The organism is Streptomyces coeruleorubidus (assembly GCF_008705135.1).
GTDB lineage: Bacteria > Actinomycetota > Actinomycetes > Streptomycetales > Streptomycetaceae > Streptomyces > Streptomyces coeruleofuscus.
Genome location: NZ_CP023694.1, coordinates 3,016,895 through 3,036,002 on the forward strand (window position 1 = coordinate 3,016,895; position 19,108 = coordinate 3,036,002).

General features: G+C 69.8%; 17 protein-coding genes and 1 pseudogene. 13 read left to right on the plus strand and 5 right to left on the minus strand.

Translation table 11 applies throughout. The features are described from left to right. Positions 1 to 28: 28 nt before the first annotated feature. Positions 29 to 613, plus strand: a complete 585-nt coding sequence (locus tag CP976_RS13940) for a TetR/AcrR family transcriptional regulator (RefSeq protein WP_150480647.1) — start codon at positions 29 to 31, stop codon at positions 611 to 613. An 89-nt stretch (positions 614 to 702) separates the two neighbouring features. Here CP976_RS13940 and CP976_RS13945 read toward each other — a convergent pair whose 3' ends face one another. Then, positions 703 to 1,368: a LysE family translocator gene (locus tag CP976_RS13945; RefSeq protein WP_150480648.1), complete on the minus strand. Its 666-nt coding sequence runs from the start codon at positions 1,366 to 1,368 to the stop codon at positions 703 to 705. A gap of 152 nt (positions 1,369 to 1,520) precedes the next feature. Between CP976_RS13945 and CP976_RS13950 the strand changes: the two genes are divergently transcribed. After that, positions 1,521 to 2,753: a pyroglutamyl-peptidase I gene (locus tag CP976_RS13950; RefSeq protein ID WP_150480649.1), complete on the plus strand. Its 1,233-nt coding sequence runs from the start codon at positions 1,521 to 1,523 to the stop codon at positions 2,751 to 2,753. Here CP976_RS13950 and CP976_RS13955 read toward each other — a convergent pair. Then, complete coding sequence (locus CP976_RS13955) at positions 2,707 to 3,531, minus strand: EI24 domain-containing protein (protein ID WP_150480650.1); 825 nt, start codon at positions 3,529 to 3,531, stop codon at positions 2,707 to 2,709. The two genes, CP976_RS13950 and CP976_RS13955, sit on opposite strands and share 47 nt — an antisense overlap. 253 nt (positions 3,532 to 3,784) lie before the next feature. Here CP976_RS13955 and CP976_RS43690 point away from each other — a divergent pair. Both CP976_RS43690 and CP976_RS13965 read left to right on the plus strand, forming a co-directional pair. Beyond that, positions 3,785 to 4,018 (plus strand): annotated as a pseudogene (locus CP976_RS43690) (hypothetical protein); the annotation flags it as partial. Continuing rightward, the gene (locus CP976_RS13965) at positions 4,015 to 5,160 is read left to right on the plus strand and encodes a serine hydrolase domain-containing protein (protein WP_150480651.1); all 1,146 of its coding nucleotides are present in this window, start codon (positions 4,015 to 4,017) and stop codon (positions 5,158 to 5,160) included. The pseudogene CP976_RS43690 and the gene CP976_RS13965, both read left to right, overlap by 4 nt. A gap of 85 nt (positions 5,161 to 5,245) precedes the next feature. Here the strand turns inward: CP976_RS13965 and CP976_RS13970 are convergent, their stop codons facing one another. Together CP976_RS13970 and CP976_RS13975 are read right to left on the minus strand one after the other, a co-directional pair. Then, entirely contained in the window at positions 5,246 to 5,665 is a 420-nt protein-coding gene (locus CP976_RS13970) for an organic hydroperoxide resistance protein (protein ID WP_150480652.1), read from the minus strand. A 94-nt stretch (positions 5,666 to 5,759) separates the two neighbouring features. Beyond that, positions 5,760 to 6,782: an NADP-dependent oxidoreductase gene (locus CP976_RS13975; RefSeq protein ID WP_150480653.1), complete on the minus strand. Its 1,023-nt coding sequence runs from the start codon at positions 6,780 to 6,782 to the stop codon at positions 5,760 to 5,762. Positions 6,783 to 6,897: 115 nt separating this feature from the next. Here CP976_RS13975 and CP976_RS13980 point away from each other — a divergent pair, with 115 nt between their 5' ends. Then, entirely contained in the window at positions 6,898 to 7,344 is a 447-nt protein-coding gene (locus tag CP976_RS13980; RefSeq protein ID WP_150480654.1) for a MarR family winged helix-turn-helix transcriptional regulator, read from the plus strand. A gap of 139 nt (positions 7,345 to 7,483) precedes the next feature. Here the strand turns inward: CP976_RS13980 and CP976_RS42895 are convergent, their stop codons facing one another. Beyond that, on the minus strand, positions 7,484 to 8,266 hold the full coding sequence (locus tag CP976_RS42895; RefSeq protein WP_167537227.1) for an SCO2400 family protein: 783 nt from the start codon (positions 8,264 to 8,266) through the stop codon (positions 7,484 to 7,486). 244 nt (positions 8,267 to 8,510) lie between these two features. Here CP976_RS42895 and CP976_RS13990 point away from each other — a divergent pair, with 244 nt between their 5' ends. The 8 genes from CP976_RS13990 to CP976_RS14025 all read left to right on the plus strand — a co-directional run bounded on the left by CP976_RS13990 (position 8,511) and on the right by CP976_RS14025 (position 19,064). Beyond that, positions 8,511 to 9,674, plus strand: coding sequence for a mandelate racemase/muconate lactonizing enzyme family protein (locus CP976_RS13990; RefSeq protein WP_150480656.1), 1,164 nt, complete (start codon positions 8,511 to 8,513; stop codon positions 9,672 to 9,674). 61 nt (positions 9,675 to 9,735) lie between these two features. Next, complete coding sequence (locus CP976_RS13995) at positions 9,736 to 10,740, plus strand: zinc-dependent alcohol dehydrogenase (protein ID WP_150480657.1); 1,005 nt, start codon at positions 9,736 to 9,738, stop codon at positions 10,738 to 10,740. 129 nt (positions 10,741 to 10,869) lie between these two features. Further along, a complete protein-coding gene (locus tag CP976_RS14000) occupies positions 10,870 to 11,838 on the plus strand; it encodes a glycosyltransferase family protein (RefSeq protein WP_150480658.1) in 969 nt (322 codons plus the stop codon). A 142-nt stretch (positions 11,839 to 11,980) separates the two neighbouring features. Beyond that, a complete protein-coding gene (gene chvE, locus CP976_RS14005; protein ID WP_359029547.1) occupies positions 11,981 to 13,090 on the plus strand; it encodes a multiple monosaccharide ABC transporter substrate-binding protein in 1,110 nt (369 codons plus the stop codon). Between the two features lie 35 nt (positions 13,091 to 13,125). Further along, positions 13,126 to 14,676 carry a multiple monosaccharide ABC transporter ATP-binding protein gene (gene mmsA, locus CP976_RS14010; RefSeq protein WP_150480660.1) on the plus strand — a complete coding sequence of 517 codons (1,551 nt, stop codon included), beginning with the start codon at positions 13,126 to 13,128 and terminating at the stop codon, positions 14,674 to 14,676. Then, complete coding sequence (mmsB, locus tag CP976_RS14015; RefSeq protein WP_150480661.1) at positions 14,673 to 15,917, plus strand: multiple monosaccharide ABC transporter permease; 1,245 nt, start codon at positions 14,673 to 14,675, stop codon at positions 15,915 to 15,917. The genes mmsA and mmsB overlap by 4 nt, the downstream gene beginning before the upstream one ends. A 74-nt stretch (positions 15,918 to 15,991) precedes the next feature. Next, positions 15,992 to 17,140 carry an aldose epimerase family protein gene (locus tag CP976_RS14020; protein WP_150480662.1) on the plus strand — a complete coding sequence of 383 codons (1,149 nt, stop codon included), beginning with the start codon at positions 15,992 to 15,994 and terminating at the stop codon, positions 17,138 to 17,140. 184 nt (positions 17,141 to 17,324) lie between these two features. Continuing rightward, positions 17,325 to 19,064 (plus strand): pyridoxal phosphate-dependent aminotransferase, encoded by a 1,740-nt coding sequence (locus CP976_RS14025; RefSeq protein ID WP_150480663.1) that lies wholly within the window; start codon positions 17,325 to 17,327, stop codon positions 19,062 to 19,064. The last annotated feature ends 44 nt before the right edge of the window (positions 19,065 to 19,108 follow it).

A 19,108-nucleotide genomic window follows, 5' to 3' on the forward strand; every position in this document is an offset into this window, starting at 1 on the left:
ATCTTCTCGCAACAATTTGCTGTTCATCATGTCGTACGGTGACGCCATGACGGCCAGGACCAGAAGCGAGGAACGGCGCGCCGGGATCGTGCGGGCCGCTCTGGAGGTGATCGCCGAGCGCGGTTACCGGGGAGCGAGCCTGGCCGCGGTCGCCGAGCGGGTCGGGCTCACCCAGCAGGGGCTGCTGCACCACTTCCCGACCAAGGAGGCGCTGCTGGTCGCGGTGCTCCGGGACCGGGACCGCTGGGACGCGATGCCCGCCGGCCGGCTGCGGCTGGACCTGCTGGCCTCGCTCGTCGAGTACAACGCGATGCGGCCCGCCATCATCCAGACCTTCTCGGCGCTGCTCGGCGAGAGCGTCACGGAGGGCCATCCGGCGCGCGCGTACTTCACGGAGCGCTACACCGGGGTCCGCGCCGCCCTGGCCGAGGTGCTGCGCGCCGAGTACGGCGAGCGCCTGCCGAGCGGCCTCACCCCCGAGCGCGCCGCGCCCCTCCTCGTGGCGGTGCTGGACGGCCTCCAGTACCAGTGGCTGCTGGACCCGGATTCGGTGGACATGGCCTCGGCCTTCCGCGACTTCCTGACGCTGCTGGGCGAGGCGGACACCCTTTAGGGCGTGTCCGCAAAGTCCCGCCTGCCTCGCGACGCCCGGCACGCCCTCCGGGCGGACGACGGGACTTTACGGACACCCCCTAGGGGGTGTCACTCGGCCGCCGCCACCCCGGCCCCGACGGCGATGAAGAGGCAGCCGGTGATCCGTTCCCAACGGCGGCGCCAGGCCGGACGGCCCAGCACCCACCGTAGGCGGGCCGCCACGCGCACCAGGACGAGCCAGTAGCCGACGCCGATCACGATGTCGAGCACGCCGAGCAGGAAGATCTGCTCGGTCAGCAGGCCCCCTCGGTCCGCGAACTGGGGCAGGACGCTGAGGAAGAACAGGGCCGCCTTGGGGTTGAGGACGTTGGTGAGGAACCCTTGCACGAAGCTGTCCCGGCGGCCGGTGGACGTGACCGTCTCACCGCCGGTGCCCGGCGTGCCGTCAGGCGACGGCTCCTCCCCCACGACCGGCGGGTGCCGGCGGCCGGTGCCCTTGCGGGCGTCCAGCAGGGCCTTCACACCCAGGCAGACCAAATAGGCGGCGCCCGCCAGCTTGATCACGGTGAAGGTCTGGGCCGACCGGGCGGCGATCACCGAAAGGCCCAGTGCCGCGGCGCACATGTGCACGCACAGTCCCGTCTGGGCGCCGTAGGCGGCTGCCCTGCCCAGCGCGGGACGCCGGGCCGCGGCCCGTACGATCACCAGGAAGTCGGGGCCGGGCACGAGGTAGGCGAGCAGGACCACCCCCAGGAAGCCCACAAGATCCGGCATCGTCCCGCCCCCTCCCCGCGCCCGGCCGCCGGACGCACCGTGCGGGTGCGGGTCCCACGCGAGCTGCGGGTCATGCGCCATGGCGTACGCCACTTCCGTCACGTGATACTGCGACAGTCCCGCACGCTCACGACGGAAGGACATGAACTCCCTTGAACTCCCTACGTGTTCGCCTCGGCGTCCTCGGTCTCGCCCTGCTGACCGGCTTCACCGTCCCGACGGCCGCGAGCGCCGCCGAGGCGGCCCCCTCCCCCACCGTCGAGGAGCAGCGGCTCGACAGAGCCGCCCCGCGGGAGATCCTGCGCCGTTCCGGATTCGGCACCGTGGCTCCGCGGCTGGCCCGGGCGCTCGGCGAGGCCCGCTCCTACGCGCAGGCCCGCCGGGCCGTCGCGCACGAGGGTGCGCGGTTGTGGCGGCGGGCCGTCGACCGGGCGCAGGGGCGTGGCCCATCGGGCGGGGACCTCAGCCGGGACGACGACCGGCCGCTGTACTGGGCGCGGCTCGGCATGACGCGTGAAGTGCGCGCCTGGGAGCCGGACTTCGGCCTGACGGACGGACAGCGGGCCACGCTGCTGGACGAGTTGGAGCGCACCTCGCGCGGCCAGACGGCCCTTGACTACCCGCACGGCAAGGGCGTGAAGCGGATCCTGGTCACCGGCTTCGACCCGTTCACCCTGGACCGGGACATCCGTATCTCGAACCCGTCCGGAGCCACGGCGCTCGCCCTCGACGGCACGGTGATCGAGACGGCGGACGGCCCGGCCCGGATCGAGACGGCCGTGTTCCCGGTGCGCTGGCGGGACTTCACGGAGGGGACGGTGGAGCGCACGCTGCGGCCGTACCTGCCGAAGGTCGACCTGTTCACGACAGTGAGCCAGGGCCGGGTCGGGCGGTTCGACGTGGAGCGGACCAACGGGGCCTGGCGGGGCGGCTTCGCGGACAACGACAACATCGGCCGCACGGAGACGGTCCCCGTCACCGACCCGGCCTCGCAGCCGCAGTGGACGACGACCACGCTGCCGTACCGGGCGATCGTCGCCGCGGACACCGGCCGTTTCCCGGTGTACGACAACACCGGTGTCACCGAGATCCCGGCGGGCGGCACCGAGCCCGTCGTACGCCCGGAGGGTCCGACTCCCGGCTCGACCGCTCGCGCGGGCGGCGGCGGTGACTACCTCTCCAACGAGATCGCCTACCGGGCGACGCTGCTGCGGGACCGGCTGGGGCTGCACGACGTCCTGCCGGGCGGGCATGTGCACACCCCTGTGCTCCAGTTCGGCGCCGGGAACACCACCGAGGTGACCGACCCGGAGTTCGTGCGGAACCGGCTGGACATCATCACGCAGGTGAGGACGATCCTGAGGGTGGCTGCGGAAGAGTCGTGACGGCCTCGTCGCCCTCCGCGCCGTCCTCCTGGGTCTCCTCGCCCAGCAGTTCCCGCGCCATGAGGGTGGCGCCGGCGACCGCGCCCGGCATCAGGAACACGGCGACGAACGGGATCAGGAATGCCACGGCCAGCGGCGTGCCGAAGCCCCAGACCAGGGTCTTGCGGGAGCGGAGCAGGCCGAGGCGGGTGCGCAGTTCGACGCTGCGGCGCTGGAGGGCGACGGCGGTCAGTTCCTCGGTGAGGAAGAACCCGGTGACGAAGAACCCGATCACCGGTACGGCCGTCTGGCCGACGACGGGGATGAACCCGCATGCGAACAGCAGCACGCCCCACAGGGCGGCCCGCAGGACGATCCGGAGGCTGTCCCGGGCGGAGATCCACAGCTCGCGCCAGAGCGGCAGGCCCGACTCGGGAGCGTGGCCGTCCGGGGACACGTCCCGGTCGACCTTCTCGGAGAGGTTCTCGTAGAAGGGCTGCCCGACCAGCAGCGTCACCGCGGTGAACGTCACGACGGAGAGGAGCAGGGCGAGGGCGAACAGCACGGCGGTCAGGAAGCCGCGGAAGATCCCGAGCCACGGGCTCGACCAGTCGTCGGCGAACGGAGTGGCCCAGGTGACGGCGTCCTCGCCCCACAGCGCCAGCGCGACGAGCGCCGCCGCGTACAGCAGGAGGGTGATCAGGCCCGGGAGCAGCCCGAAGCCGTACTGCTTGCCGTGCCGGGCCACCCATCGCTGGCCCTTCAGCAGGTACCGGAAACCAACCCCGAGTTCGCGCATGGGAAAACCCTATCGGTGCTGGTGTCGCGCCCTTGACGCGCTCCGGTCACACCGATGTCACAGGTCGCCCGGGGAGGGCCATCCGGGTCACAGGTGACACCAAGGCGGCCTTGTTGCCGTTGAGTCGAACCGGTACACCTCGCCGTACCGATCTCAGGAACCGTTCCTAAAGACAGAGCGGGAGTGAGTCCTGTTGCCAGAACCCGTGCTCAGCCGGACGCCCCGAACGGTGTTGCGCCCCACTTGGACGTGTACTCAGTCGTACGCGATCGGGAATCCGCTCGTCTCCGGGCACCGGCGTCCGCTCCGGGACGGCACCGGCGGCCCCGCGGCGGCAGCGGGACAGGCCTCGGTGGTCAGCGGCGCCCGGACGGTCCTGTTCGGCACCGAACCACTTTTCCGGGACCACCCCGAGGGGGAATTCCCGCAGGTGGCGAGGGCATTGTTCACAGTGGCACACAGCGGTTCAGTTGAGGAGAGCGGATGACGCAGGAGATCCACGGCACCGTAGCCGACGGCTTCGAGGCGGTGCGCGAGGAGTTCGCCGCGTTCGTGGCCGGGGAGCGCCCCGACTACGAGGGCCAGCTGTGCGCCTACGTTCACGGCCGCAAGGTGGTCGACCTGTGGGCGGGGACGGAAGCGGACGCCCTCTACGGCGTGTTCTCGTCGACCAAGGGAGCCGCCTACCTGGTCGTCGCCCTCCTCGTCCAGGACGGCACGCTCGAACTGGACCGCAAAGTGACGTACTACTGGCCGGAGTTCGCGGCCGAGGGCAAGGGCACCCTGACCCTGCGCGATCTGCTCGCGCACCGGGCGGGCGTGGTCGGCACGGACAGCGGCTTCACCCTCGCGGAGCTGGCCGACGACCGCCAGCTCGCCGAACGCCTCGCCGACCAGCGGCCGTTCTGGCGTCCCGGCACGGCGTTCGGCTATCACGCGATGGTCAGCGGGGCGCTGGCCGGCGAGGTCGTACGCCGCGCCACGGGCCGCCCGCTCCAGGAGGTCTACCAGGAGCGGATCCGCACCCCGTACGCCCTGGACTTCCACCTGGGCCTGCCCGCGCCCCAGGAGCCCCGTTTCCGCACCACCCAGCCGATGGCGCCGACGCCGGCCCAGCAGGCCATCCTCGACGCCACGCCCACGGGTCCGCACACGCTCGCCTCGATCGCCTTCAACCGCAACGCCGCGGAGCCGACCGACCTCGCCTCGCTCCCCAACATGCCGCTGATCCGCGCCAAGGGCCCGGCTTCGGTGGGCGGGGTGGCGTCCGCGCGGGGCCTGGCCGGGATGTACGCGGCGGCGATCAGCGAGGTGGGCGGGCAGGCGCCGCTGCTGAAGCCGGACACGGTGGCGGAGTTCGGCCAGTTCCACTCGGTCGGCTACGACCTGGTGTCACGCGCCCACCGGTCGTTCGGACTCGGCTTCCAGATCACGGCCGACATGGCGCACCCGTTCCTCGGTGCCGGGACGATCGGGCACAGCGGCGCGAGCGGCTCACAGGCCTTCGCGGACCCGTGGAGCGGCCTCGCGTACGGCTACACGCGCCGCCGCTTCGCCTTCCCGGGCGGCGCGGCTCCGGAGAACGACCGCCTGGCGCAGGCGGTCCACAGGGCGGCGCTCGCCCTCTGACGCCCGGCACGGGCAGATGCCCGGCACAGGCGAAGGCCGCACCCCACGTCCAAGGGTGCGGCCTCCGCGTACGCAACGACGACGGTCAGACCAGCGTCACGGTGATGTTCCCGCGGGTCGCCTTCGAGTAGGGACACACGTCATGGGCCTTCTCGACGAGCGACCGCGCGGTCCCCCGGTCCACCTTGGGAATGTCGGCGGAGATCTCGACGGTGATCCCGAACCCGTCCCCGTTCTTCCCGAGGCCGACCTTCGCGGTGACGGTCGCCCCGGTGAGGTCGGCCCCCTCCTGACGTGCGACGACGCCGAGAGCGCCCTGGAAGCAGGCGCTGTAGCCGGCGGCGAACAGCTGCTCCGGGTTGGTCCCGGCGCCGCTGCCGCCCATCTCCTTCGGCGGGTTGACGACGACGTCGAGCTTGCCGTCATCGGTGGCGACCCGCCCGTCGCGCCCGCCCTCGGCGGTGGCGACGGCGGTGTACAGGACGTCGGAATGCTGGATGGGCATGCGGTGGTGTTCCTTCTGTCGTCCGCCGCGGCTCGCGCCCGGGCCGAGCGGATTCGGAAAAAACTTACCGCATGCCGGAAAGCAGCAGAAGGCGTCAGAGCTTGACGATCATCTTCCCGGTGTTGTCACCGCGCAGCACGCCCAGGAACGCCTCGAGGTTGTTCTCGATGCCCTCGACGACGGTCTCCCGGTACTTCAGCTCGCCGGAGGCGACCCAGGGGGCGACCTCGCGCACGAACTCCGGCTGGAGGTCGTAGTGGTCCCCGACCAGGAAGCCCTCGATGCGGCCGCGGGTCTGGATCAGGCGGGCGAGGTTCCTCGGGCCCGGGGCGGGCTCGGTGTTGTTGTAGACGGAGATCATCCCGCAGACGGCGATCCGGCCGCCCTCGTTGAGGGACCCGATGGCCGCCTCCAGGTGATCGCCACCGACATTGTCGAAGTAGACGTCGATCCCGTCGGGAGCCGCGGCCCGCAGCTGCTCGCTCACGGGACCGTCCTTGTAGTTGAACGCGGCGTCGAAGCCGTACTCGTCGACGAGCAGCTTCACCTTCTCGGCCGACCCGGCGGACCCGATGACCCGCGAGGCACCCTTCAGCTTGGCGATCTGCCCGACCTGGCCGCCCACGGCGCCGGCGGCACCGGACACGAAGACGGTGTCGCCCTCCTTGAAGGCGGCGGTGCGCAGCAGTCCCGCGTAGGCGGTGAGGCCGGTCATGCCCAGCACACCGAGGTACGTCGACAGCGGCGCGGCGTCCGGGTCCACCTTGACGGCGTTCTTCGCGGCCACGGCGGCGTACTCGCGCCACCCGAGGAAGTGCAGCACGTGGTCGCCCACGGCCAGCCCCTCGGCGTTGGAGGCCACGACCTCGCCGACGGCACCGCCCTGCATGGCCTTGCCGAGCTCGAACGGGGCGATGTAGGACTTCGCGTCGCTCATCCGGCCGCGCATGTACGGGTCCACGGAGAGGTACTTGTTCCGCACGAGGACCTGCCCCTCACCCGGCTGCGGAAGCTCCGCCTCGACGAAGGCGAAGTCCTCGGGCTTCGGCCAGCCGACGGGACGGCCGGCCAGGTGCCACTCGCGGCTGACGGCGGGGAGGGCGGGGGTGTCGGTCATGATGGCGCCTTTCCACTGACTTGATGGGCTCGGATCGATGCAAATGTTTCAGTACCTGAAACAACCATGCTCCTGAAAATTTCAGGTTGTCAAATAACCGGGTACCCTCGATTCCATGGCCTCCACCACATCCACCCCCCAGAACAGCCACCGTCCCGACCCGCTGACCCTTGAGGTCATGGAGCTCATCGGGGAGGTCGTGGCGCGGTTCCACCAGGACTACGAGGAGGCGGCGGCGGAGCATGCCCTGACCGGGGCGCAGGCGCGGCTGCTGAGTCTGCTGTGTCTCGAGCCGCTGCCGATGCGGAGACTTGCCCAGCGGTTGAAGTGCGAGCCGTCGAACGTCACGGGGATCGTGGACCGGCTGGAGGCGCGGGGGCTGGTGGAGCGGCGGCCGGATCCCACGGACCGGAGGGTGAAGGTGGCGGCGGCGACGAGTGAGGGGCGGCAGGTGGCCCGGAGTCTGCGGGACTCGCTGCGGTTCGCCCGGGAGCCGTTGGCCGGGCTCTCCGAGGGGGAGAGGGTGGCGCTGCGGGATGCGCTGCGGGGGATGCTGGGGTGAGGGCGGGGTGGTGCTGGGCGTTTTTCGGTACAGCGGGTTGGCGCTAGGGCCGGGCGTTGCGCAGCTCGGCGCGGCGAGGTGCCGCTTCGGTGGGACGGGTGCCGCCCCAGCGGCACGACTGCCCGCAGCTAGGCAGGCGCTACGTGCACCACCACAGGAAGCGGTTGCAGGTCTCCGAGGGGGACGGTTCCGGGGCAGGGGGCGGGGGCGTCGGGTCCTGGGATCGGGTGGGTGCCGGGGCCGGCTGGGCGGCCGTCGGGGCCGAGGTCGGGCGGGCGGGGGGCGGGTCCGCCGAGGCCGGGTCGGAGTCCTTCGGTGTCTCGGCGTCCTTCGCGTCCTCGGACTTGTCGGCCTTCGGGGACTTGGAAGGCGACGGGGAGCCAGATCCCTTGGGGGAAGGAGTTGCTGACGCCCTCTCAGCCCGGGCACCCTCGCCCGGTCCGCCCGTCTCGCCCGCCTCCACCGACGCGTCGCCGTCCGCCGACTCGCCCGCGGCCGCCGCCGGCTTCGGTGCCGGCTTGGGCGAGTCCATGCCGAGCTCCGCGAGGCTCAGCCCGCCGGCCGCCAGCACGAACCCCGCCGCGACGAAGAGTGTCCGGCGCCGCCGACGGCGGTGCGCCGCGGCCTTCCGGTCCCGCCGGCTCGTCCCGCCACCCGGGCCATCGGCGACCGGCCCGTGCCCGCGCCCACGCCGTCGAGCGGCCCGCCCCGACGGCTCACCGTCATCTTCGTGTTCACTGTCCGGCCCGTCCGGTCCGTCCGACCCGTCCGAGTCGTCGTGAACGCCCTCCGGGCCCTCGGGAACGGCCTCGTATCCGCCGTACTTCGGCTCGCGCCGGCGCAGCGCATCGGCTGAGGTGCCACACCCGGGGCAGGCGAGCGCGCCGTTGAGGTGCCGTCGGCACGGGTCGCAGTAGTCCATGACGCGGGAAGATTAAGTTCCGCGCCGGTCACGTTCCTAGATCCAGCTGTGAAGGTTCTGTAGGGACACGCCACCCTCCATGGTTTCGAAACTGTCGAAACCGTTATGCGCGCGACCCATTGACACTCACACCGCCCCGTCCTTACTGTCACGCCAGCATTTCGAACGTGTGCCGAAATCTCGAACACGTCGAACTGAATGAACTGACGGAACTGAGCCGACGAAGCTGCGAGGGACAACCGCCGTGCGCATCACCGGAATCAGCACACACGTGGTCGGGACGCCGTGGCGCAACCTGACGTACGTCCAGGTGCACACCGACGAGGGCATCACCGGAGTCGGCGAGACCCGGATGCTGGGACACACCGACGCCCTTCTCGGTTACCTGAAGGAGGCCGAGGCCAATCACATTCTCGGCTCCGACCCCTTCGCTGTCGAGGACCTCGTCAAGCGGATGAAGTACGGCGACTACGGCCGCGCGGGCGAGATCGTGATGTCCGGCATCGCCGTGATCGAGATGGCCTGCTGGGACATCAAGGGCAAGGCCCTCGGCGTCCCCGTCTGGCAGCTCCTGGGCGGCAAGGTCACCGACAAGGTCAAGGCGTACGCCAACGGCTGGTACACCACGGAGCGCACCCCGGAGGCGTACCACAAGGCGGCCCAGGGGGTCATGGAGCGCGGTTACCGGGCGCTCAAGATCGACCCGTTCGGCACCGGCCACTTCGAGCTGGACCACAAGGACACCCTGTACGCCGTCTCCCTGATCGAGGCGGTCCGGGACGCCATCGGCCCCGAGGCCGAGCTGATGCTGGAGATGCACGGCCGCTTCTCCCCCGCCACGGCCGTGCGCCTGGCCAAGGAGCTCGCGCCGTTCAAGCCGGCGTGGCTGGAGGAGCCGGTCCCGCCGGAGAACCTCAAGGCCCTGGAGAAGGTCGCCGCCAAGGTCGACATGCCGGTCGCCACCGGCGAGCGCATCCACGACCGGATCGAGTTCCGCGAGCTGTTCGAGAGCCAGGCCGTGGACATCATCCAGCCGGACGTCGGCCATATCGGTGGAATCTGGGAGACCAGGAAGCTCGCGGCGACGGCCGAGACCCACTACATGCTGGTGGCCCCGCACAACGTCGGCGGCCCGGTCCTGACCGCCGCCTCGCTCCAGGTCGGCTTCACCTCCCCGAACTTCAAGATCCTTGAGCACTTCAACGACTTCGCGGACGCGGAGATCAAGAAGGTCGTGAAGGGCGCGCCGCAGGTCAACCCGGAGGACGGCTGCTTCCACCTCTCCGACGCCCCGGGTCTCGGCGTGGAGCTGGACGTCGACGCCGCCGCCGAGTTCCCGCAGCAGCAGGCCCGCTTCGACCTGTGGGCGGAGGGCTGGGAGCAGCGCAAGCCCAAGGGCGCCCAGTGACCGTCCGGCCCCCGGAAACCCTGACCCGGCAACCGAAAGCTTCGAAACTCCCAGGAGCGACGTGAGCACCGCCGTAGTGATCGACGCCCCGGGCGAGCACCGTCTCGTCCCGCACGAGCCCCGGCAGCCCGAGGCCGGCGAGGCGCTCGTCCGTGTCCACGCCTCCGGCATCTGCGGCAGCGACCGCGAGGTCTACCAGGGCAACCGCCCCGAGGGCTACGTGCGCTACCCGCTCACCCCGGGCCACGAGTGGTCCGGGACGGTCGAGGCCGTGGGCGCCGGTGTCCCCGGGTCCCTCGTCGGCCGCAAGGTCGTCGGTGAGGGCTTCCGCAACTGCCAGGTCTGCGACCGCTGCCACGCGGGCGACACGACCCTGTGCACGGCCGGTTACGAGGAGACCGGGTTCACCCAGCCGGGCGCGATGGCGGCCACGCTGACGCTCCCCGCCCGTCTCCTGCACGCCCTTCCGGACGACTGCGACCTCACGGCCGCGGCCCTCCTGGAGCCGGCAGCGTGCATCGCGGCGGCCGCGCTGAAGGGGAACGCACAGCCCGGCGAGCGCGTCGCCGTGGTCGGCACCGGCACGCTCGGCATGTTCGCCGTGCAGTTCCTGAAGGCGAACTCGCCGGGTGAGCTGCTGGTCGTCGGCACCCGCCGGGACCGGGAGGCGCTGTCGCGGCAGTACGGCGCGACGGACTTCCGGACGAAGGACCAGGAGCTCCCGGACGACTTCGACGTGGTGATCGAGACGGCCGGGTCCGCGGACGCGGCCCGGATCTCCGCCGCCCTGCTCCGGCGCGGCGGCCGGCTGGTCCTGACCGGTATCCCGGCGCCGGGGGCCGACGGTCTCGACCCGACCGACCTCGTCGTACGGCAGCTGGAGGTGCACACCGTCTTCGGTGCTCCGCCGGACGCCTGGGCGCACACGGTGCGGGTGTTCGCCGCCGGTCTGCTCGACCCGCTGCCGCTGGTGACGCACGAGCTGCCGCTCGCCGAGTTCCCGCAGGCCATCGAGCTGGTGGGAGCCGGTGATCCGAAGGTGGGCAAGGTATTGATCCGCCCCTAGACGTACGCCGGTACGGGGGCAACCTGACGGCTCCCCGTACCGGCGTACACCCAGCCTTGCCGTACCCAGAGCCGTGCCATACCCAGAGCCGCGAACCTCGTCCGAAATATCGAACCGAAGGACATTCCTGTGACCGACGCTTCCGCCACGGCAGCCCGCAGGCCCGGTGAGCAGGTGCTCACCGCACTGGGCCTGAATGCGCCCGCCCTCGACCCCGCCGACGCCTCGCCGCACTCCTTCCCCGGCGGCGGCCGCTGGCGCACCGAGATCCCCTCGTGCGAGGGTCCCGAGGCGCTGGCGGTGGTCCTGAAGGAGGCCTCGCGGCTGGACGTGCCGATCCACCGGATCAGCCAGGGCAGCGGCGTGTGGATGCTGACCGACGCCGAGATCACCGAGATGGTCGAGGCGACCGGCGAGCGCGACATCGAGCTCTGCCTGTTCACCGGCCCGCGCGGCACCTGGGACATCGGCGGCTCGACGCGCACCGACTCACGGGGGGCCGGGCTGCGCGCCCGCGGCCACGACGCCGTCGCCGGATGTGTCGAAGACGCCGTCCGGGCAACCGAGTTGGGCGTCAAGTGCCTGCTCGTCGCCGACGAGGGCGTGCTGTGGACGCTGCACCGGGCGAGAGCCGCCGGCATCATCCCGGCCGACACGACCCTCAAGGTGAGCGCGCTCATCGGGCCGGTCAACCCGGCGGCGTACGCGGTGTACGAGCGGCTCGGCGCCGACTCGGTCAACGTGCCCAGCGACCTGACGCTCGATCACCTCACCGAGATCCGCCGGGTTTCCGGCGCTCCGATGGACATGTACATCGAGGCACCCGACGACCTCGGCGGCTACGTCCGGATGTACGAGGTCGCCGAACTCATCCGGCGCGGCGCACCGCTCTACCTGAAGTTCGGCCTGTCCAAGGCGCCCGGGATCTACCCCTACGGGCACCACATGCGGGAGCTGACCCTGGCCACGGCCAAGGAACGCGTACGGCGCGGTCGGCTCGCCCTGGATCTTCTGGCCCGCCACGGAGCCGACGGCGACATGGCGCCGCTCGGGTCGCGGCTGCCGGGCGATCTGCAACGGTTCGAAATCTCGTCATAACGTTCCGGATACTCGCCTTCACAAAAGAAGACACAGCCGACCACAATCCGACACATCTCTTCTCGGTCTTTCCGGCCCGACCCCCCGGAGCGACTTCGCGCCTCCCAGACCGAGCCCTGCACACACATCAAGGATGATGATCATGCGTAACCGCAGAGCCGCACTCGCCGCCATAGCCGGAGCCGCGTCCCTCGCCCTGACCCTGTCCGCCTGCGGGCAGAACAGCGAGGGCGGCAGCGAGGAGAGCGGGGACAGCGCCAAGGGCGGCACCATCGGCATCGCGATGCCGACCAAGTCCTCCGAGCGCTGGATCGCCGACGGCAACAACGTCAAGAAGGACCTGGAGTCCAAGGGCTACAAGACCCAGCTCGTCTACGGCGAGGACGACCCGGACCAGCAGGTCTCGCAGATCGAGAACCTGATCACCCAGGGTGTCAAGGCGCTGATCGTCGCGGCCATCGACAACAAGTCGATGAACAACGTGCTCCAGCAGGCCAAGGACGCGAACATCCCGGTCATCTCCTACGACCGCCTGATCCTCGGCTCGCCGAACGTCGACTACTACGCCTCCTTCGACAACGAGAAGGTCGGCGAACTCCAGGGCACCTACATCGTCGAGAAGCTCGGCCTGAAGGACGGCTCCAAGAACGGCCCCTTCAACATCGAGCTGTTCGCCGGCTCCAACGACGACAACAACACCCGCTACTTCTTCCAGGGCGCGATGAACGTCCTCCAGCCCTACATCGACAAGAAGCAGCTCGTCGTCCGCTCCGGCCAGACCAAGCTCAACCAGGTCACCACCCTGCGCTGGGACGGCGGCACCGCCCAGAAGCGCATGGACGACATCCTGACCTCGGCCTACAAGCGCGAGCGGGTCGACGCGGTCCTCTCCCCCTACGACGGCATCTCCATCGGCATCCTCTCGGCGCTGAAGTCGGACGACTACGGCTCCAAGAGCAAGCCGCTGCCGATCGTCACCGGCCAGGACGCCGAGCTCGCCTCGGTGAAGTCGATCATCGCCAACCAGCAGTCGATGACCGTCTACAAGGACACCCGCCAGCTCGCCAAGGTCGCCTCGAACATGGTCGACGCGCTCCTGAACGACAAGAAGCCCGAGGTCAACGACACCAAGACCTACGACAACGGCTCGAAGGTCGTCCCGGCCTACCTGCTGGAGCCGGTCGCCGTCGACAAGACCAACTACCAGAAGGAAGTCGTCGACTCCGGCTACATCAAGGCAAGCGACCTCTAAAAACCGCCGGCACACTCTGATTGGAAGGCACGACCATGGCGGGACCCGTCCTGGAAATGCGCTCGATCGTCAAGACCTTTCCCGGCGTCAAGGCGCTGTCGGACGTCACGCTGACCGTCCAGCAGGGCGAGGTCCACGCCATCTGCGGGGAGAACGGCGCCGGTAAGTCGACCTTGATGAAGGTCCTCTCCGGCGTCCACCCGCACGGCACCTACGAGGGGGACATCCTCTTCGAGGGCGAGGTCTGTGAGTTCAAGGACATCCGGGCGAGCGAGCAGCGCGGCATCGTCATCATCCACCAGGAACTGGCGCTGTCGCCGTACCTCTCCCTCGCGGAGAACATCTTCCTCGGCAATGAGCACGCCAAGGGCGGGTTCATCGACTGGAGGGAGACGCTGCGGCACGCCACCGAGCTGCTGCGGCGGGTCGGGCTCAGCGACCACCCCGACACCCGCGTCGCCGACATCGGCGTGGGCAAGCAGCAGCTCGTGGAGATCGCCAAGGCCCTGTCGAAGAAGGTGAAGCTGCTCATCCTGGATGAGCCGACCGCGGCCCTGAACGACGAGGACAGCGACAAACTCCTGGATCTCATCCTGGAGTTGAAGAAGCAGGGCATCACCTCGATCATCATCTCCCACAAGCTCAACGAGATCCGCAAGGTCGCCGACTCGGTGACGATCCTCCGCGACGGCCAGACCATCGAGACCCTCGATGTGAAGGCCCCGGAGACCACCGAGGACCGGATCATCAGCGGCATGGTCGGCCGCGACCTGGAGCACCGCTTCCCGGAGCGGTCGCCGCACGAGCCGGAGGAGGGCGTGGCGCCCGCCCTGGAGATCCGGGACTGGACCGTGTTCCACCCGATCGACCAGCAGCGCAAGGTCGTCGACGACGTGTCCCTCCAGGTGCGGCGCGGGGAGATCGTCGGCATCGCGGGCCTGATGGGCGCCGGCCGCACCGAGCTCGCGATGAGCGTCTTCGGGCGGACGTACGGCCGGTACGCCGCCGGCTCGGTCCTCAAGGACGGCACGGAGATCCGTACGAAGTCCGTCCCCGAGGCGGTCAAGCACGGGATCGCGTACGTCACCGAGGACCGCAAGCACTACGGCCTCAACCTCATCGACACCATCAACCGGAACATCTCGCTGACCGCCCTGGGCAAGGTCGCCAAGCGCGGTGTGGTCGACGAGCACGAGGAGCGGCAGGTCGCCGAGGGCTTCCGCAAGTCCATGAACATCAAGGCGCCGACCGTCTTCGAGCCGGTGGGCAAGCTGTCCGGCGGCAACCAGCAGAAGGTCGTCCTCAGCAAGTGGATCTTCTCGGGTCCGGACGTGCTGATCCTGGACGAGCCGACGCGCGGGATCGACGTCGGTGCCAAGTACGAGATCTACACGGTCATCGACCAGCTGGCCGCCCAGGGCAAGGCGGTCGTCTTCATCTCCTCCGAGCTGCCCGAACTGCTCGGAATGTGCGACCGCATCTACACGATGGCCGCGGGGCGGCTGACCGGTGAGTTCTCGCGGGCCGAGGCCTCACAGGAATCGCTGATGCGTCAGATGACGAAGGACAAAGAGGTAACCCGATGAGCACGGACGTGACCGCCAAGACGCCGGCCCCCGCGCCGCCCGGCAAGGGAGGGGCGGCCACCGGCGACGGACTCCTGCAACTGGTGCTGGACGGCATGCGCCGCAACATGCGGCAGTACGGCATGCTGATCGCGCTGGGTCTGATCGTGGTGCTGTTCGCCGTGTGGACCGATGGCGACCTGCTGCTGCCGCGCAACGTCTCCAACCTGGTCCTCCAGAACAGCTACATCCTGATCCTCGCGATCGGCATGATGCTGGTCATCATCGCGGGCCACATCGACCTGTCGGTCGGCTCGCTGACGGCGTTCGTCGGGTCGATGGCCGCCGTGTTCATGGTCAAACAAGACATACCGTGGCCGCTGGCCGTGGTGCTGTGCCTGGCGGTGGGAGCGGCCGCGGGTGCCGTCCAAGGGTTCTTCATCGCGTACGGCGGCATACCGTCGTTCATCGTGACCCTGGCGGGCATGCTGATCTTCCGCGGTCTGACCGAGATCTTCCTGGAGGGTCAGACCCTCGGCCCGTTCCCGGAGGGCCTCCAGAAGGCCGCCAACGGCTTCCTGCCCGAGGTCGGCCCGAACACCAACTACCACAACCTCACGCTGCTGCTGGGCTTCGCGATGATCGCTCTGGTGATCTTCCAGGAGGTCCGTGACCGCAGGCGGCAGCAGGAGTTCGACCTGGACGTCCCGCCCGCCAAGCTGTTCCTGCTGAAGCTGGTCGCGATCTCCGCCGCCGTGCTGACGCTGACCATGCTGCTGGCCAGCTACAAGGGCGCCCCGATCGTGCTGCTCGTCCTGGGCGTGCTGCTCGTCGGCTTCGGCTACGTGATGCGCAACGCGATCGTCGGCCGCCACATCTACGCGATCGGCGGCAACCTCCCGGCGGCCAAGCTGTCGGGTGTGAAGGACAAGAAGGTCACCTTCCTGGTCTTCCTGAACATGGGCATGCTCGCGGCCCTGGCGGGTCTGGTCTTCGCCGCCCGCTTCAACGCGGCCTCTCCCAAGGCCGGCCTCAACTTCGAGCTGGAGGCCATCGCGGCCTCGTTCATCGGCGGCGCGTCGATGAGCGGCGGTGTCGGCACCGTCCTCGGCGCGATCATCGGTGGCCTGGTCCTGGGCGTGCTGAACAACGGTATGAACCTCGTCGGCATCGGCACCGACTGGCAGCAGGTCATCAAGGGCCTGGTGCTGCTGGCGGCGGTCGGGTTCGACGTGTGGAACAAGCGCAAGGTCGGTTCGTAAGTCGGACCGGGGCCCCGCCGGAAGGCGGGGCTCCGGTCTTTCCCACGCAGTTTCCCAATGAAGCGGAGCCGCACATGGAATTGAACAGACGCACGGTTATCGCGGGAGCCGCGGCGGCGGGTATAGCCGCCACCACACTCGGCGGCACGGCGCACGCCACGGGAGGCAGGAAGCCGGTGAAGAAGCTCTTCGGCAAGCTCGCCGACGGCACCAAGGTCTACATCTGGTCGCTGGAGAACGGCGGCACCCGCCTGAAGGTGCTCTCCTACGGCGGCATCGTCCAGTCGCTGGAGATCCCCGACCGCCGCGGCCGCTACGCCAACGTCTCCGCGGGCTTCGACAACATCGAGGACTACGTCGCCGAGAGTCCGTACTTCGGCGCGCTGATCGGCCGCTACGGCAACCGCATCGGCCAGGGCAAGTTCACCCTCGACGGCAAGAACTACCAGCTCTCCGTCAACGACGGCGAGCAGAGCCTGCACGGCGGCGCAAAGGGCTTCGACAAGCGCGTGTGGGACATCGAGCCGTTCACCAAGGGCTCCGACGTCGGCCTGCACCTGTACTACACGAGCGTCGACGGCGAGATGGGCTACCCGGGCACGCTCAAGACGAAGGTGACGTACACCCTCACCAAGCACGGCGACTGGCGCGTCGACTACGAGGCCACCACGGACAAGGCCACCGTCGTCAACCTCACCAGCCATGTCTACTTCAACCTGGCCGGCGAGGGCAGCGGCACGATCGAGGACCACGAGCTCCAGATCGCGGCCTCCCGCTACACGCCCACCGACTCGGGCCTGATCCCCACGGGCGAGCTGGCCAAGGTCGCGGGCACCCCCTTCGACTTCCGCAAGGCCAAGCCGATCGGCCGGGACATCCGCGTCTCCCACCCGCAGCTGGTGACCGCCAAGGGCTTCGACCACAACTGGGTCCTCGACAAGGGCATCACCGCCCGCCCCGAGCACATCGCCACCCTGCGCGACCCGGCCTCCGGCCGCACGATGAAGATCGCCACGAACGAGCCGGGCCTGCAGTTCTACTCCGGCAACTTCCTCGACGGCACGCTCACCGGCCCGTCCGGCCGCACCTACCGGCAGGGCGACGCGCTCTGCCTGGAGACGCAGCACTTCCCGGACTCGCCGAACAAGCCGTCGTTCCCGTCGACCGTGCTGCGGCCCGGGCAGACGTACCGCACGACGACGGTCCACACGTTCGGCTGCTGACCTGCTGCCGGCCGGTCGCTGACCGTCTTCACAGGTGGCACACAATTTTCTGAGGGAAACCTCAGTGGTTGAACAGCGCCACCGAAGCCTCCGTATGTAAGGGCGGCCCGCGCTCCCCCGCGCGGGCCGCCCTTAAACGTCGGGTCCGGCCGTCCCCAACGGACCCGCCCTATACGGAGGTTCCATGGCCGACAACGTCACGTCGCTGTTCCGCAGCACCGCGGCGCACAGCCCGTCGATGGCGGCGTTGACACGTGAGGGCGGCGACGGCGCCGGGCCGGTGGACTTCTGTATCCCGTGCAACCCGTACTTCCCCACCCCGGCCATGTTCGACGACATGTCGGCCAGACTGCGCGACATCATCACGTACTACCCGAGCAGCGCCGACACCATCACGGCCGAGCTGTGCAGCCTGCTCCAACTGCCGCCGCAGTGCGTTGCGATGGGCAACGGCTCCACCGAGCTCATCACCTGGATCGACCACCTGCTCGTCCGCGAGTCCCTCGCCATCCCCGTCCCCACCTTCGGCCGCTGGACCGACCAGCCCATGGAGACCGGCAAGCGGGTCGACATGTTCCCGCTCCAGGAGTCCAGCGGCTTCGCCCTCGACCTCGCGCAGTACGCCGAGTTCATCCGCGCCCGGGGCACGCGCGTCGCCGTCATCTGCAACCCCAACAACCCCGACGGCGGTTTCCTGCACAAGCACGCCATCGTCCAGTTCATGGACGCGATGGCCGATCTCGACCTGATCGTCATCGACGAGTCGTTCCTGGAGTTCGCGGACGCCGAGGCCGAACCGTCCGTCGTCCAGGAGGCGATGCTGCGGCCCAACGTCATCGTGCTGCGCAGCCTCGGCAAGAACTTCGGCCTGCACGGCATCCGCTTCGGCTACCTGGTCGCCAACCCGGCGCTCGCCGGGCGGGTGCGGTCGATGCTCCCGAAGTGGAACCTCAACTCCTTCGCCGAGCATGTCGTCTTCATGCTCAAGGAGCACGGTTCCGAGTACGCGCAGAGCCTCCAGCAGGTGCGGCGCGACCGCCTCGACATGGCCAGCCAGCTCTCCTCCCTGCCCGGGCTCACGGTCTACCCGTCGCAGGGCAACTTCCTCTTCGTGCGCCTCCCCGTGGGCGCCGAGGGCACCGTGGTCCGGGACCGCATGCTCACCGAGCACCGGATCCTGGTCCGCGAGTGCGGAAACAAGATCGGTTCGTCCAGCCGCTTCCTGCGTCTCGTGGTGCGCCCCCAGGTGGACGTGCGTCGCCTGGTGTCCGGCCTGGAACAGGTGCTCTACGGGACGTCCAGGAGGGGAGCCGCCGTACCCGAGCTGGGCAATGGGACCAGCTACAGCTCGGGTACGGCGGCAGTGGACCGTCTGGTGAGCGAGACCAACGGATCCGGCATGCGGGGCCTTGCCGCGCAGGCCGTCGGTGCGGGTGGCCCGGGGCCGTCGGCCCCGGGCACCGGTACCGGCATGCCGATGCCGGCGGCTGCGCAGCTTGGGCAGGTCGGGCAGGTTGGGCAGGTTGGGCAGGTCGGGCAGATGGGTCACGTCGGGCAGATGGGGCAGCAGCAGATGCCGCAGGCTGTGCCCCAACCTGTCCCTCAGCCGGTGCCGCAGGCCGTGCCGCAGCCGGCGCCCCAGCCCATGCCGCAGCCGGCGCCGCAGCCCATGGCCGCGCCGTCGCCGCCGCTGGCGCCTGCGGCGCAGGCACCGGTTCCCGCCCCGGCACCGGCCCCCATGCCCACGCCTGTGCCTGCGCCTGTGCCTGCCGCTACCGGGCCCACCCCGCCGGGTGTTCCCGCGCGGGGCGGGTTGACCGCCGCGCAGGTCAGGGGGACGAACGGGTTGTCGCCCGCGCCGGCTACGGGGTGGCCGGGGGCGCAGGCGTGGCCCAACGCGGCGGGGATGGGGCAGGCCGGGTAGCGCGTTCTCGTCGTAGGTGGATTCTGTAGGTGGGCGGGTGCGGG